Source organism: Mycobacterium sp. NGS58 (genome assembly GCF_059812385.1).
The window spans coordinates 140,060-154,184 of sequence record NZ_JCALCO010000005.1 but is presented as its reverse complement, the minus strand read 5'-3'; the positions used below and the strand labels follow the sequence as shown (position 1 = coordinate 154,184).

At 65.4% G+C, this 14,125-nt stretch carries 14 protein-coding genes; 8 read left to right on the top strand and 6 right to left on the bottom strand.

The genetic code is table 11. The features are described 5' to 3' along the window. Positions 1-12 precede the first annotated feature (12 nt). The 3 genes from AC5Y4H_RS07245 to AC5Y4H_RS07235 form a co-directional block, all read right to left on the bottom strand. Positions 13-807 (bottom strand): CbbQ/NirQ/NorQ/GpvN family protein, encoded by a 795-nt coding sequence (locus tag AC5Y4H_RS07245; RefSeq protein ID WP_499979816.1) that lies wholly within the window; start codon positions 805-807, stop codon positions 13-15. Between the two features lie 22 nt (positions 808-829). Next, positions 830-2,359, bottom strand: a complete 1,530-nt coding sequence (locus AC5Y4H_RS07240; RefSeq protein WP_499979814.1) for a nitric oxide reductase activation protein NorD — start codon at positions 2,357-2,359, stop codon at positions 830-832. Between the two features lie 182 nt (positions 2,360-2,541). Beyond that, positions 2,542-3,189, bottom strand: coding sequence for a hypothetical protein (locus tag AC5Y4H_RS07235; RefSeq protein ID WP_095532428.1), 648 nt, complete (start codon positions 3,187-3,189; stop codon positions 2,542-2,544). A gap of 302 nt (positions 3,190-3,491) precedes the next feature. Between AC5Y4H_RS07235 and AC5Y4H_RS07230 the strand changes: the two genes are divergently transcribed. Further along, positions 3,492-4,592: an NAD(P)H-dependent amine dehydrogenase family protein gene (locus AC5Y4H_RS07230; RefSeq protein ID WP_499979813.1), complete on the top strand. Its 1,101-nt coding sequence runs from the start codon at positions 3,492-3,494 to the stop codon at positions 4,590-4,592. A 21-nt stretch (positions 4,593-4,613) separates the two neighbouring features. On the opposite strand, the gene AC5Y4H_RS07225 is transcribed toward AC5Y4H_RS07230, so the two are convergent. Beyond that, on the bottom strand, positions 4,614-5,213 hold the full coding sequence (locus AC5Y4H_RS07225; protein ID WP_499979810.1) for a TetR/AcrR family transcriptional regulator: 600 nt from the start codon (positions 5,211-5,213) through the stop codon (positions 4,614-4,616). 207 nt (positions 5,214-5,420) lie between these two features. Here AC5Y4H_RS07225 and AC5Y4H_RS07220 point away from each other — a divergent pair, with 207 nt between their 5' ends. From AC5Y4H_RS07220 to AC5Y4H_RS07205, 4 genes are all read left to right on the top strand, one after another. Further along, positions 5,421-6,209 (top strand): SDR family NAD(P)-dependent oxidoreductase, encoded by a 789-nt coding sequence (locus tag AC5Y4H_RS07220; RefSeq protein ID WP_499979807.1) that lies wholly within the window; start codon positions 5,421-5,423, stop codon positions 6,207-6,209. A gap of 65 nt (positions 6,210-6,274) precedes the next feature. Continuing rightward, a complete protein-coding gene (locus AC5Y4H_RS07215; RefSeq protein ID WP_499979804.1) occupies positions 6,275-7,357 on the top strand; it encodes an NAD(P)H-dependent amine dehydrogenase family protein in 1,083 nt (360 codons plus the stop codon). Then, positions 7,354-8,160 (top strand): mycofactocin-coupled SDR family oxidoreductase, encoded by an 807-nt coding sequence (locus AC5Y4H_RS07210; protein ID WP_499979970.1) that lies wholly within the window; start codon positions 7,354-7,356, stop codon positions 8,158-8,160. The genes AC5Y4H_RS07215 and AC5Y4H_RS07210 overlap by 4 nt, the downstream gene beginning before the upstream one ends. Before the next feature lie 161 nt (positions 8,161-8,321). Further along, positions 8,322-8,939: a hypothetical protein gene (locus AC5Y4H_RS07205; protein ID WP_499979802.1), complete on the top strand. Its 618-nt coding sequence runs from the start codon at positions 8,322-8,324 to the stop codon at positions 8,937-8,939. A gap of 11 nt (positions 8,940-8,950) precedes the next feature. Here the strand turns inward: AC5Y4H_RS07205 and AC5Y4H_RS07200 are convergent, their stop codons facing one another. Next, positions 8,951-9,580, bottom strand: coding sequence for a TetR/AcrR family transcriptional regulator (locus AC5Y4H_RS07200; RefSeq protein WP_499979800.1), 630 nt, complete (start codon positions 9,578-9,580; stop codon positions 8,951-8,953). Positions 9,581-9,672: 92 nt separating this feature from the next. Here AC5Y4H_RS07200 and AC5Y4H_RS07195 point away from each other — a divergent pair, with 92 nt between their 5' ends. Together AC5Y4H_RS07195 and AC5Y4H_RS07190 are read left to right on the top strand one after the other, a co-directional pair. Next, positions 9,673-10,887, top strand: a complete 1,215-nt coding sequence (locus AC5Y4H_RS07195) for a cytochrome P450 (RefSeq protein ID WP_499979799.1) — start codon at positions 9,673-9,675, stop codon at positions 10,885-10,887. 2 nt (positions 10,888-10,889) lie between these two features. Continuing rightward, positions 10,890-11,861 carry an SDR family NAD(P)-dependent oxidoreductase gene (locus AC5Y4H_RS07190; protein WP_499979968.1) on the top strand — a complete coding sequence of 324 codons (972 nt, stop codon included), beginning with the start codon at positions 10,890-10,892 and terminating at the stop codon, positions 11,859-11,861. Here AC5Y4H_RS07190 and AC5Y4H_RS07185 read toward each other — a convergent pair. Next, on the bottom strand, positions 11,851-12,525 hold the full coding sequence (locus tag AC5Y4H_RS07185) for a hypothetical protein (protein ID WP_499979797.1): 675 nt from the start codon (positions 12,523-12,525) through the stop codon (positions 11,851-11,853). The genes AC5Y4H_RS07190 and AC5Y4H_RS07185 overlap by 11 nt on opposite strands. Positions 12,526-12,604: 79 nt before the next feature. Here AC5Y4H_RS07185 and AC5Y4H_RS07180 point away from each other — a divergent pair, with 79 nt between their 5' ends. After that, positions 12,605-14,122, top strand: coding sequence for a carboxylesterase/lipase family protein (locus AC5Y4H_RS07180; RefSeq protein WP_499979795.1), 1,518 nt, complete (start codon positions 12,605-12,607; stop codon positions 14,120-14,122). Positions 14,123-14,125 lie beyond the last annotated feature (3 nt).

Below are 14,125 nucleotides of genomic sequence, written 5' to 3'. Positions count from 1 at the left end.
TTGCTCCTCTCCTTAAGGCGAACTGCTCGACGCGGCCAGGCTGGCCGCCGCGATTTCACGAAGTCCATCGGTGACCGCGCCGTCGGTACTCAGCGGCGCCAGGATGCAGGCGTCGGCCGCATCCAACTCGGTTGCGCCGGCGGCGATCAGCTGCGCAGCGGTGACCAGGACCCGGGTCGACGGCGGCTCGAAGTGGAATGCCTCGTCGGCGGTGCGGACCGCGACCGCGCAGCCGACCAGCCGCTGCGCGGTGGCCAGCGGGATCCCGGATTCGGCGACGATCACCTCGGCCTCGCGGTCGGGCGGCAGATAGTGCATCGCCAGCGTCGCGAACCGTTGCCGGAAGGACGGTTTGAGCTCCTTGAGCGAGCTGCGGTAGGCGGGGTTGTACGAACACACCAGCATGAAATCCTCGGGCGCAGTGACGACCTCACCCGCCCGGTCGAGGTACAGCGCACGTCGATGATCGGTGAGCGAATGCAGGATGGCCAGCGAGTCGTGCCGCGCTTCGACGACCTCGTCGAGGTAGCAGATCGCGCCGGCTTTGACGGCGCGGGTCAGCGGGCCGTCGGTCCAGACCACATCGCCGCCGATCACCATGAATCGGCCGACGAGGTCGGAACTGGTGAGGTCGTCGTGGCAGCTGATCGTGACCACGGGCCGCTGCAGCAGCGAGCCCATGTGCTCGACGAACCGGGTCTTACCGCATCCGGTCGGGCCCGTGAGCATGACCGGGATGCGCCGGAGGAAGGCCTGCTCGAACAGCTGGACCTCGTTGCCGTTGGCGAAATATGTGTCGATGGTCATCTCTTCCTCAGTAGGCCGGCGTTCATGCGGCGACCAGTTCACGATGGACATGGGCCAGTACCCGGGGCAGTTCCTCGATGCGCCGGATCCGCTGCGACCGGCGAGGCCCGAACACCTCGGGCAGCGGATCGACGCGGGTGGGTCCCACCCCCACGTAGTAGATCGACACGCCGGCCTCGTTGGCCTCCTCGACGGCGTGCGCGGCGTCGGCCCAGGCGTAGCGGCCCTCGTAGCCCTCGTCGGAGATCAGTCCGTCGCCAATGACGATCAGCAGGCGACGCTCGGACGGCTGCGCGAGCAGCCGGCTCGTCAAATGGCGAAGCGGCGCACCGAGTCTGGTATATCCCCGGGTGGCCAGACCGAGACCGCTGGGCGGTACGAACCGCCGGTCTTCGAAGTCCTTCAGGCACCGCACTTCGACGCGGTGGCGGGTGTTGCCGGTGAACATGAATGCCCCGTGCCGCTCGCGCGCCAGCGTCATGGCGCGTGAAAGCGCGTCGGCGCAGGCCAATTCGAGCTGGAAGACCCGGCCGCCGTGCACCCCCAGCGACGAACTGCCGTCGAGCAGCAACGCGGTGGTCACGTCGCGGCTGCTGGGCAGGAGGTCGCGGAACACCCTCGGCTCCTTGGCCTCGCCGGTGGACAAATCGATGTAGTGGTTGACGTACTGGTCGACGTCGAGGTCCGATCCGTCCTCGAGACGGTTGGTCATCGCCCGATGGGTGTGTTCTTCGAACCACGTGCGGACGTCGACGGCCACCGCAACCGGACGGCGTGTGCTGCGGCCGTCGGCATGCTCGATCACGGCGACATGGTCGCGCATGAACCGTTGGGTCCACATGTTCCATTCCGGATACGGAATTCCGGGCCGGCGCTGCGGGGTGACGTCGAGATCGTTGTCCTGCGGCCGGCTCGGCGGTGGCAGGTTGGGATTGCGCACGCCGCCGTCGCCCCCGACGGGAACCGAGTACGGTCGTGGAATACGCTTCTGCGTCGTCGTCCACGGCATCCGGCCGAAGCTGCGCCGCAATTTGTCGGTCAATCCGTGCGGTGTCGTGTACGCCAGCGGCAAGGCGCCGAGTAGCGGATGAATCGCCACTTCCTGGCCTGTAGCGGCCAATGCGATTGCCCGGTTGAGCATCTCGGCGGCGTCCATGTCGGCAGCCTCGGGTTTGAAGTCGGCAAGGAGTCGTTGGAAGTCGGAGAGCAGGCCCGGCCACCGCGACGCTATCCAGCCCAGCGCCACGCGGGCCTCGATAAGGGTGAGCGCACACAGCTCGCGAGCGGTGAGCTCGCTCAGGCGATACTCCGTGACGCGTTCTTTAGACGGCGAACACTGCAGCGCCACACCGCAAGTCAGGGTCCGGCGCGTCCAGTTCTGCGGTATGGGATAGGGGACATGAACGAACGTGAGTGCCGCGTTCAAGCCAAAGCTCCGCCGCTCGCCCGTGACGAGCCGGACACCATCGCGGCGCTGCTCGCTCAGCGCGACCGCCGTGACGGCGCAACTGCGTTCCAGCGCCATCGCGTGCGCATCGGAGTGGTCAGCCATTGCACACTTCCCGTGCTTCGCGCTTACCGCCGCTCAGAACGTGCCGATGTTGGAGAACAGCCAGTACCAGAACCAGATGATCAGGCCCGTGCCACCCCATGCGGCGATGTAGCGAAGGATTTCCCACAGATAACCCATGATGTGACTTCCTCGGTGACGTAGTGGATTTCAGCTCGCACATTTCAGTCGGAGAAGAGTTCGCGGTTGACGGTGTGCAGGTAAGGGATGGCGAGGAACGGGGTGATGTAGAAGATGTCGTAGAGCCACCAGCCGACGACCGGCAGCACGACGCCGGCGAAGCGCACGTCGGCGAACATGGTCATGTTGAAGACATAGGTGATCCAGATGACCACGCCCATCCAACAGGTGATGACCATCCACTGATGGCCCCAGCGCTTCATCTGCAGGAACCCGATGGCGGCGGCGATGCGCATCGTGAAGACGGTCAGGATGAGGCCGACTTCCAATGCCTTTTCACCTGGGCCGGCCGCGCCGCCGACCCACAACTCGTTGTAGTGCCAGAAGTAGCCGGCGTCGAACATGTTGCCCCAGCCGTTGAGCAGCACGCGGGCCAGAATGGTGTGGTTCGCCACCAGGTCGAGCGCCCATCCGACGGTGTTGATCGCGGCGTCAATGATCACGAGGTAACCGAGCAACGTGACCAGCATGGGCCGAACCGAGAGGCCGTCGCGTTGGGCGCGGCGCAGCAACCGCACTCCCCACAGGAATAGCGGCAGGCCGAAGATGCCGAGGGCAGCGGTGCCGATCAGCAGGCTGCCGGAGATCAGCCATTTGTCGGCCCGGCGCTGGGCCAGTTGCGAGCGTTCCATGTGCTCGTCGATGGTCAGGGTCGCCTGCGCGGCGCCGGTTGACTCGAGCTTGGGCAGATTCACGAACCCTCCTGGATCGGCGTCTGCACTATAACAGGCTGACTGTAGTCAGCAGAAGACGTCGAGCAGGCCCATGCCGAACATGGATGGAGCGTTAGAAGTTATGAGTACTGTCGCCGAATGAGCCTAGGCTTCGAATGGGTGCTACTGACGAGAGTCAGCCTCCCTGCGTTGACACGAGCTTCCGCGGACGCCTACGCTCAGCGAGCGCTCAGCCGTTGCGGCCATGCAAAGGAGTAGCAATGACGCTCAAATCGCCGGCCGAGAAGAAGTATCGCGTTATCCAGTGGGGCATAGGCAATGTCGGGACGATCGCGCTGCGCCATTTCGCGCACAACCCCGCTTACGCGGTGGTCGGGGTGCTGTGCAACCGCCAGGAGAAGGTGGGCAGGGACGCCGGGGAGCTGGTCGGTGTCGCGCCGATCGGGGTGCTCGCCACCACCGACAAGGCGGAAATCGAAGCGCTCGACGCCGATTGCGTGTTCTACGCGCCGTTGTGGTCGGATCCCGACGAGGTCTGCCGCCTGCTGCGGTCGGGCAAGAACGTTGTGGCGTCCGGGGGTGCATGGTGGTTTCGTACCGAGCACAGCCAGGCCGACATCGACAAGATCGATGCGGCGTGCCACGAGGGCGGGACGTCATTCCATGCCGGGGGAGTCAACCCGGGTTTTGCCGGTGACCTCCTGGTTCTGACGCTCGCCCGCATCGTCAGCCGGATCGACGCCATCCACATCTACGAGGTGGTGAATTTCGGCAAGGACACTCTGAAGTACCTGCACGAGATGGGGATGGGGAACACCCCCGAGGAGTTTCGGGCGGGACCGAATCTGCTCGGCAACGCCTGGCCACTCTTCGCGCAATCGATGGCCATGGTGGTCGACGGCCTGGGGAAGACGGTCGACAAATACACGACGGACGTCGAACTGGGAACGGCGATCCGCGACATCCCCTATGAGGGAGGGCCGTCCAGCGACATGCCGGGCTTCAAGGGCACGATCAAGAAAGGCACCGTCGCCTCGCAACATCACAAGTGGACGACGTGGGTCGACGAAAAGCCCCTCATCACCTTCCACGAGATGTACACGATGGATGAATACGATGCCATTGAACCGCAACCGGATTGGGGTGGGCACTACCACTACCGCATCGTGATCGAGGGCGACGAACCCACCGAACTGATCCTGCAGGCACCGGCCGACCCACAGGGCAACTACCCGAAGCCGGGCTACACGTGGACGGCAATGGGTCCGGCTAATACTGTTCCCGCCGTCTGCGATGCCGCGCCGGGCTTCCTCACCCATAAGGAACTCGGGTTGGTGCCGTTGCTCGGCGTGGTCCGCTAGCACGCGAAAGCCGTTCCGGCGTCAGGGCTTCAGGCTGCGCAAAGTCCTCGCCACGTAGTCCTCCAGCAGGGTATGCCCAGTAGGCCAGTGGTTGGTGGTGATCAGCAGCGCGTACAGGCCCAGCAGGAAGAACACCGCGCTGTTCATGGGATTGACCTCTTGGTCCGTCTCACCGCGCTGCTGGGCCATCTCGATTTCGCGGGCGACCAACACGATCAACGGGTGGTCCCGGCCGTCTTCGGTCTGCGGACGGGTTTGGGAGAAGTGCAGCGCGAGAAAGTCATTGAAGAGCAGGTCGCCCAAGCGGCGTTCCAATCCGACCACCAAGCGGACCGCCTCGTTCAACGCGGAAACGAGGTCGTGCTTCGACTTGAGAAATTGGGCGAACTGCTTGGCAATCCGGTCCTCTTCGCGGCGCTCCAGCTCCAGCAGCACGTGCTCCTTGGTGGGGAAGTGGAAGAAGAAGGTGCCGTGGGCAACTCCGGCGGCGGCCACGATCGCGCTGACGTCGGCCTCGGCCATGCCTGCGCGAGCGAACTCCGCGATCGCGGCGCCCATCAAGCGCTCTCGCGTCTGCAGGCGCTTGGCTTCGCGCGCCGACAGCCTGTCCGTCACAGCCATTGCCAGTCCTCACGGTTGACCTGACTCAAGTCGAAGTGGCCAGGCTCAATAAACCATTATGCCGTGTCGACGCCAGGAACGCTTGCATAACTTGATCATTCTTGCGCCTGTACTATAACCTTCGGTATCTGCTGCGGTTATTCGTTGACTTTAGTCAGCAACCTCCTTAGATTGAACGGCGCACACACTCGATCGAGGGAGCCCGGCATGGCGTTGGAGCAATTCCGGCTGGACGGACAGGTCGCGATCGTCACGGGTGCCGGGAAGGGTGTCGGTGCAGGGATTGCCCGAGTGCTGGCGGAGGCCGGCGCCACGGTCGTCGGGACCGCACGCACCGAAGCGGATATCGTTGGCACGATTGAGGGGATCGAGTCCGCGGGTGGCAAGGGCCTCGCGCTGGTCGCCGACGCGATGAGCCGCCCGGACTCGGAGCGCGTCGTGAACACCGCCATGGAGCGGTTCGGCCGCATCGACATTCTGGTCAACAATGTCGGTGGTTCCACCTATGCGCGTTTTCTGGACATCACCGACGAGGATTTCCGGCACACCTTCGACTGGTGCGTGACGTCAGCCTTCATCATGAGCCAGCTCGCGGCGCCGCACATGCTCGCCGCGGGACACGGTTCCATCGTCAACATCTCGTCCGGTTCGGCCCGGTTCGGCATCCGGGCATTGACGGCGTACTGCGTCGCGAAGGGCGGCCTCGAAGCGCTCACCCGCGCCATGGCGCAGGAACTCGCACCCAAGATCCGCGTCAACGCCATTGCCCTGGGCTCTTTCGCCACCGATGGCCTGCGGGGCAGCCTGGATCTGATGCCCGGGTCGCTGGAGAAGATGCAAGAGGCCACGCCGCTGCATCGGCTGGGCGACGTGGAGGACCTCGGGCGGCTGACGGTGTACCTGTCCACGCGCGACTGTTATGCGACCAACGCGATCTTTCACGTCGACGGCGGCATCGACTCGAACAATTCGCCGCTGCCGATACCGGATTACTGACCCTGCGCCGCGTTCGACAGCGTCATGATGGGTCGTCACCCACCGCCGGAAGGACGAGGGCAGCCGTGCGCAGAGTCATCCAATTCTCCACCGGAAACGTCGGCCGGCATTCGTTGCGGGCGATCATCGGCAGGCCGGATCTGGAACTGGTCGGCGTGCACGCCGCCGGCGCGGACAAGGTCGGCCGCGACGCGGCGCAGTTGTGCGGGCTCGACGAACCGACCGGCATCGTCGCCACCGACGACATCGACGCGCTGGTGGGCCTCGGCGCCGACTGCGTTGTCTACACATCGCAGGGCGAGACCCGGCCGATGGAAGCCATCGAGCAGATGTCCAAATTCCTTTCCGCGGGCACCAACGTGGTCGGTACATCGATGGTCTGGCTGGTTACGCCCCGCCACGCCGACGATTGGCTGCGGGAACCGCTCGAGCGCGCCTGCGCGGCCGGCAACGCGTCGCTCTACGTCAACGGCATCGACCCCGGGTTCTCCGGTGACACCCTGGTGCACTCGGCGGCCAGCCTGACCACGCGGGTCTCCGCGATCACCGTCCAGGAGATCTTCGACTACGGCAACTACGACGACGCGGAGTTCACCGGTGCCGCAATGGGTTTCGGATCAACTCCGGATGACGATTCGCCGATGATGTTCCTGCCCGGGGTGATCGTGTCGATGTGGGGCGGTCAGGTCCGCTCTCTGGCGGACAACCTGGGCATCAAGCTCGATGACCTGCGTCAGCGCGTCGAACCTTGGTACACGCCGGAACGGATCGACTGCACCATGATGACGGTGCAGCCGGGGCAGATGGCCGCCGTCCGGTTCGCCACCGAGGGTGTGCGCGATGGCGAGCCGGTCATCACCCTCGAGCACGTCACCAGACTCACCCAGGCCGCCGCACCCGACTGGGAATTCCCGCCCGAGGGTCACACCGGAGTGCATCGCGTCGTCGTGGAGGGCGAGCCGCGGGTCGAGATCAACACCCACGTTTCCCACCCGCTGTTCGATTCCACTGATGCCGGCTGCATTTCGACGGCCGGTCGGGTCGTCAACGCGATCGACTGGGTGTGCCGCGCGCCCCAGGGGCTCATCGCTGTCGAGGACATTCCGTTGTCCGCGACGATGCGCGGGCTGATGTGGAGCGAGCAATAAGCGGCCGCGTCGCCGGTAAGCGAATTGTGGTTACCGGCGCCGCCCGCGGTTTGGGCCGCAGCCACGCCTTGCGGCTTGCCCAAGAGGGGGCCGACCTCATCCTGCTCGACATCTGCCAATCGCTGCCGCAGATCGAGTATCCCCTGGCCACGGAAGACGACCTGGCCGAAACAGTAAGGCTAGTAAAGAATTTCGGGGTGCGCTGCGTCAGCTGTGTCGTCGACGTTCGCGACGAGGAGCAGGTGCGCTCCGCGGTCGATAGCGGCGTCGCTGAGCTCGGCGGTCTCGACGGCGCCGTGGCCAATGCCGGCGTGCTCACGGTGGCGTCTTGGGACGAGACGACTGCCGAGCAGTGGCGCACGGTGGTCGACATCAATCTCATCGGGGTATGGAACACCTGCGCCGCGGCGATACCCCACTTGCTCAGCCAGGGTGGTGGCAGCCTGGTCAACGTCAGCTCCGCGGGTGCCATCAAAGGCTTCCCGCTACAGACGCCCTACACGGCGGCCAAATACGGAGTGGTCGGCGTGACACTGGCCTTGGCCAACGAATTGGCGGCACAGAACGTGCGCGTCAACGCTGTGCTGCCGACCGGTGTTCCGACGGGAATGATCCCGTCGTCATTCGGGCCGCTGCTGGGCGAACGGCGGTCCGACCTGATTCCCATATTCGTCAACGCGATGCCCACACCGGCCGTCGAACCCGCGGAAGTCAGTCACGCGGTTTTGTTCCTGCTCTCCGACGAGTCACGCTATGTGACGGGACTGCAGTTCAAGGTCGACGCGGGAGTCACCATCAACTAGGACATCGAAGGGCAAAGCCACGCCGGCAAACGAATGCCCTTACTGAGATAGCGTCAAGCCCATAGGCTGGGCTGTCAGATGCACTTTCATGTGGCGCTTTCGGGTGTTCGCCCCGCCGGCGGGCGCGGTAACGGATACAAAAGAGCTCAAAGGAGAGCCTGATGAAGACGGTGCTCGGCGTGACGGTTACCGCGGTGTTGATCAGCGCGACGGCGGTGGCCTGCGGCGGGGACAAGAGCTCCCCGCCATCATCGGGTTCGGCTTCGCCGTCGGGCACGTCGCCGAGCGCTTCGGCAGGCGCGGGCCCGGCCTCGCCGGGAGCGCCGGCCGACTACAGCCACCTGCTGATCAAGCCCAGCGACGTCGGCCCCAACGCCACCGCCGACGGACCGCCGAGTCAGAACCCCAGCGGCATCACCGGCGTGGGACAGGTTTTCAAGAACCCCGACGGCAAGCGCACCATCATCGACACGATCGCGGTGTTCCCCGATGCGGCCACGGCCACCCAGACGGCGGCGAACATGCGCGATGTCGTCGGAAAGAAGGTCAATGGGCAGCAGCAGCCCATCGACGTCGGCGCCAACGGGTTCTTGGTGATCGGGCAGGGGACCGACCCGGCCAACCCGATGGAGATCTCCGAGGCGGTGTTCGTCGAGGGCAGGGCCATGGTCGACCTGGAGTCCGACTGTGTCATCGGCAATCCCACGCCGGACGATGTCATGCTCGATCTCGCCCGCAAGCAGGAGGCCGCGATCAAGGCCGGCCTGCCGACTGGCTGAGCCGCCGCTCGTTATAGCGGCCAGCTGTCCGGCTGCACCTCATAACGCAACGCGGCGGCCGGAGGCAGCGGGTGCCGGTCGGTGACCGATATCGCGTCGACCACCAGAGCTACATAGCGTCGCCAACCGTCGCTGCCCGCATCCATCGTCGAGAGCACGCCGAAGAGCATCGCGACCAGGCGGGGCAGATCGTCGGTGACGAGGTCGGCCCGAATGCTGCCGGCTCGCTGGCCCGCAAGGGTGAGCTCGCCGAGCGCAGCGTTGAGCGACACCGAGATGTCGGACGTGAGTGATCCGGCTCGGCGCGCGGCGGTCAGCAGGCTGTGTTCGCGCGCCCCCAGCGAGATCGCCGCTTCGATCAGTTGGGTCAGGCCGGCCAGCGGATCCTTGGCGAGGCGGGCGCTGTCGATCACCGGGGTGAGATCCTCGGCGATGCTTTGATCCAGGGCAGCCCGGACCAGATCGGCCTTCGCCGGAAATCTGCGGTAGAGGGTCCGCTCACCGACGCCCGCACGGCGCGCCACTGCCTCCATCGGGGCGTCGGGCCCCAACTCGGCATAGACCTCGCGCGCCGCACGCAGGATGCGCTCGACGTTGCGCGCCGCGTCGGCCCGCAACGGCCGGTCCTCAACCGCGGTCATGGTGACAGCCTAACTGACGGTTGACTGCCAACTAGGCTGGCTTTACGCTCTAGAACTGGCAGCCATCTGACAGTTAATAGGAAACACGGGTCATGTCAACAACTTCCGAAGTGCGTTCCGACGCCGGCCTACCGGTCCTGCCCATCCCGCGGCCGGCGACCTGCCCACTGGCACCCCCGCCCGAGTTCCAGGAATGGCGGGACGGCCCCGGGTTGCGTCAGGCGATGTTCCAGGGCAATCAGGTCTGGGTGGTGAGCCGCTACCAGGACATCAGGGCGGCGCTTGTCGATCCTCGCCTGTCCGCGAAGACAATTCCGGACGACATCATGCCCAAGGACGACGACAACAAGGTCCCGGTGATGTTCGCGCGGACCGACGATCCCGAGCATCACCGTTTGCGCCGCATGATGACCAGCAACTTCACCTTCAGGCGTTGTGAATCGATGCGGCCGCAGATCCAGGACATGGTCGATCACTACCTCGGCCAGATGATCGAGCACGGCGCGCCGGCCGATCTGGTGCGTGAATTCGCCTTGCCGGTGCCGTCAATGGTGATCGCGCTGCTGCTGGGAGTGCCACCCGAAGACCTCGCGCTGTTCCAGTTCAACACCACGAAGGGGCTTGACCAGCGGTCCACCGACGCGGAAAAGGGACAGGCTTTCGGGGCCATGTACGCATACATCGAGAAGTTGGTGGAACGCAAGGCGCGCGAACCGGGCGACGACTTGATCAGCCGCCTCGTCACCGAATACGTGGCGACCGGCCAACTCAACCACGCCACCACGGCCATGAATGCCGTGATCATGATGCAAGCCGGTCACGAGACCACGGCCAACATGATCTCGTTGGGAACGGTTGCGCTGCTGGAACATCCCGATGTCTTCGAGCGCCTCGGCGACACTGGGGACCCTGCCGTCATCGCCAACATCGTGGAAGAGCTGATGCGGTACCTCAGCATCGTGCACAGCCAGGTCGACCGGGTGGCGACTGAGGATCTGGTGATCGGCGGTCAGCTGATTCGCGCCGGGGAGTATGTGATGATGAGCTTGCTCGCCGGAAACTGGGATTCGGAATTCGTCGACAATCCCGAATCCTTCGACGTCGACCGAAACACCCGCGGGCACTTGGGCTTCGGATACGGTGTCCATCAATGCATCGGGGCCAACCTCGCTCGCGTCGAAATGCAGGTCGCGTTCGCTACGCTGGCACGCCGGCTGCCCGGACTCAAACTGGCGGTGAAGGCCGAAGAACTGAGATTCAAAGACGCCAACATCTACGGGATGAAAGAACTCCCGGTGAGTTGGTGACGATGTCGCTCAACGAGTTGCGTTTCGACGACCAGGTCGCCGTGATCACCGGCGCGGGAGGCGGTCTCGGGAGGCAGTACGCGTTGCTGCTGGCCTCGCGTGGCGCGCGCGTCGTCGTCAACGATATCGGCGGCTCGGTGACCGGGGACGGATCCGACGCCGCAGCGGCGTCCGCCGTCGTCGACGAGATCCGCGCCCTGGGCGGTGAAGCAGTCGCCGACAGCCACAGCGTCACCAATCCCGAAGGCGGGCAGGCGATCATCGACACCGCCCTGAGCGCGTGGGGGCGAGTCGATATCCTGATCAACAACGCCGGAATTGTGCGGGACGGGCCGTTCGAGGACATGACCGCCGACCGCTTCGAACCGCTGTTGGACGTGCATCTGAAGGGCGCCTTCTACGTGACGCGGCCTGCGTGGAAAGCGATGTGCGAGCAAGGGTATGGACGCATTCTCAATACCTGTTCGGCGGCCGGAATCCTGGGCGCCGCCGGTATGAGTAACTACGGCTCGGCAAAGACCGGATTAATCGGCCTGACTCGCGTTCTCGCCGCCGAAGCCGCCGGTCGCGACATCAAGGTCAACGCCATCGCCCCGATCGCCTACACGCGGATGCTGGCGCACTCCGTGGACAGTGCCGCTCAACCCGATGATCCCGCCGCGCAGGCGGTGCTGGATGACCTGGTGAGTCGATACCTACAACGGCTGGATCCCGCGTTGGTGGCTCCCGTGGCGGCTTACCTGACCCACCGGGATTGCCCGGTGTCGGGGGAGATCTATACCGTTGGGGCAGGCCATGTTTCACTGTTCTTCATCGGCAGGACAAAGGGCATCTACCGTCCCGAACTGTCCATCGAGGACGTGCGCGACCATTTGGGCGAGATACGCGACGAAGCCGGCTACACGGTGCCGGGCGGAACTGCCGACGAGATGAGCGAGCTCTTCGCGACCATCATGGCCGGCTTCAGCAGCTGAACGCCGTGCCGACACCGTCCGGTGGTGGTGCCGACTTCAGGCAGCCGAACGGCTCGATTCCGGCGGGGCTGAATTTGGCCGCCGACTGGTGCGCGTAGTTCACGCAATACAGACCCGACTGGTCGGCGCGGCAGCGGTAGTCACCGAACGACAGCGAGTCCTCGCTTGCCAGTTCCGGTCCGTTGCCGTTGATGAACGGACCGGGATCGGCTCGGGCGGATCCGACCTGCAGGTTCATCCCGTCGAAGCTGATCCAACCGCCCTGCCACTGGCCGTAGGCGGTCGACGGCGCCGGCGGCGGGTTAGTGAGCCTCACCAGGCAGGCCAGCGCACCACCGGTGTGTTTGGCATCGGTCATGCACGAGACCTTGCCCGCCATCGCGGTCAGCGCGATGTCGTCGCCCAGTGGCGTGGTCGCCCCGTCGCGGGTGGCGACGTGGAAGCGCCCCGGATCGGCGGGATGACCGGCCTCGATCCAGGCGATGACGTCGGAAATCGCCGCACCCACGGCCGGCGCGGCGGATGGTCCCGGTGATGCGCTTCCCGGCGCCGCGGCGCCGGTGGATGTCTGGCTGGTGCTTCCGGGGGCCCCCGAATGACCGCCCGTGCCGTGTGAGCATCCGGCGATCAGTAATGCCGCGGCGATCATCGCAGCTATCCGCATTCAGTCAGGCTAACCGCCGCGCCGGGCAAATAAGGCGCTGCGCGCGCGTTACGACCGTCATGTCGGTTACCGTCGGATTATGCATGACCGCACTGTCCGCGCACGCACGGCCATCGGCACCGTCGAAGGCTTCACCCGCGACGGGGTCACTCGGTGGCGGTCGATCCCGTATGCCCGCCCACCGGTCGGAAGCCTGCGCTTCCGGGCGCCGCAGCCGGCCCAGCCGTGGTCGGGTGTCCGGCACTGCCATGGCTTCGGCAACTGCGCGCCTCAGCAACGCCGTTACACCCTGCTCGGCATGTCGGGTTTGGGTGGCCGCTACCAGCCGATGAGCGAGGACTGCCTCACCCTCAACGTCGTGGCGCCCGAGTTCGCGACCGAAGGACCGCTGCCCGTCATGGTGTTCATCCACGGCGGCGGGTATTTCCTGGGCAGTTCGGCGACACCGTTGTACGACGGTGCGGCTCTGGCGCGCCGGGGATGCGTGTACGTATCCGTGAACTACCGACTGGGCGCGCTGGGGTGCGTGGACTTCTCGTCGCTGTCGACGCCGGAGATCACCATTGACAGCAACCTGTATTTGCGCGATCTGGTGCTTGCGCTGCAGTGGATTCGCGACAACATCGCGGGGTTCGGTGGTGACCCGGACAACGTCACCATCTTCGGCGAGAGCGCGGGTGCGTGCATCACCGCCTCACTGCTGGCGGTGCCCGCCGCCGAAGGCTTGTTCGCCCGCGCGATCTCGGAAAGCCCCGCGTCGGGCCTGGTGCGGTCGAAAGAGGTTGCGGCAGAGTTCGCGAACCGCTTCACCAACCTGCTCGGGGTGCGCAGGCAGGACGCCGCCAACGCACTGATGCAGGTGCCCGCGGCCCAGCTGGTGGAAACCCAGCACCGATTGATCGACGAGGGTATGCAGGACAGACTGGGCGCCTTCCCGATCGGCCCCGTCTTCGGTGACGACATCCTGCCGATGGATCCGGTCGAGGCGATGCGGCGCGGCGAGGCCCACCAGGTCCCGTTGATCGTGGGCACGAATGCCGAAGAGGGCCGGTTGTTCACGCGGTTCCTGGCGATGCTGCCCACCAACGAGACGATGGTCGAAGAGCTGCTCGCCGAGGCGGATCCCGCTATCCGCGAACGCATTACCGCTGCATACCCAAACTATCCCGACCGGGAGGCCTGCATCCAGCTCGGCGGCGACTTCGCGTTCGCCTCGGCGGCCTGGCAGATCGCCGAGGCCCACAGCGCGCATGCTCCGACGTACCTCTACCGGTATGACTACGCCCCGCGCACGCTGCGCTGGTCCGGGTTCGGTGCCACCCACGCCACCGAGTTGCTCGCGGTCTTCGACGTCTACCGCACGAGATTCGGCGCGCTGTTGACCGCGGCGGCGGACCAGCGGGCCGCGTTGCGGGTCAGCAACCAGGTGCAGCGGCGCTGGCGCGCGTTCAGCCGCACCGGGGTGCCGGGAGAGGACTGGCCCCGGTACACCGCTGAAGACCGCGCGGTGATGGTCTTCGACCGCAAGTCCCGCGTCGAGTTCGATCCGCACCAACATCGCCGAATGGCATGGGACGGCTTCTCACTGGCGCGTTGACCT

Coding starts and splice junctions, on each gene's coding strand:
- AC5Y4H_RS07245 (WP_499979816.1), bottom strand. CDS start 807: ATGACCATCGACACATATTTCGCCAACGGCAACGAGGTCCAGCTGTTC.
- AC5Y4H_RS07240 (WP_499979814.1), bottom strand. CDS start 2,359: ATGGCTGACCACTCCGATGCGCACGCGATGGCGCTGGAACGCAGTTGC.
- AC5Y4H_RS07235 (WP_095532428.1), bottom strand. CDS start 3,189: ATGGAACGCTCGCAACTGGCCCAGCGCCGGGCCGACAAATGGCTGATC.
- AC5Y4H_RS07230 (WP_499979813.1), top strand. CDS start 3,492: ATGACGCTCAAATCGCCGGCCGAGAAGAAGTATCGCGTTATCCAGTGG.
- AC5Y4H_RS07225 (WP_499979810.1), bottom strand. CDS start 5,213: ATGGCTGTGACGGACAGGCTGTCGGCGCGCGAAGCCAAGCGCCTGCAG.
- AC5Y4H_RS07220 (WP_499979807.1), top strand. CDS start 5,421: ATGGCGTTGGAGCAATTCCGGCTGGACGGACAGGTCGCGATCGTCACG.
- AC5Y4H_RS07205 (WP_499979802.1), top strand. CDS start 8,322: ATGAAGACGGTGCTCGGCGTGACGGTTACCGCGGTGTTGATCAGCGCG.
- AC5Y4H_RS07200 (WP_499979800.1), bottom strand. CDS start 9,580: ATGACCGCGGTTGAGGACCGGCCGTTGCGGGCCGACGCGGCGCGCAAC.
- AC5Y4H_RS07195 (WP_499979799.1), top strand. CDS start 9,673: ATGTCAACAACTTCCGAAGTGCGTTCCGACGCCGGCCTACCGGTCCTG.
- AC5Y4H_RS07190 (WP_499979968.1), top strand. CDS start 10,890: ATGTCGCTCAACGAGTTGCGTTTCGACGACCAGGTCGCCGTGATCACC.
- AC5Y4H_RS07185 (WP_499979797.1), bottom strand. CDS start 12,525: ATGCGGATAGCTGCGATGATCGCCGCGGCATTACTGATCGCCGGATGC.
- AC5Y4H_RS07180 (WP_499979795.1), top strand. CDS start 12,605: ATGCATGACCGCACTGTCCGCGCACGCACGGCCATCGGCACCGTCGAA.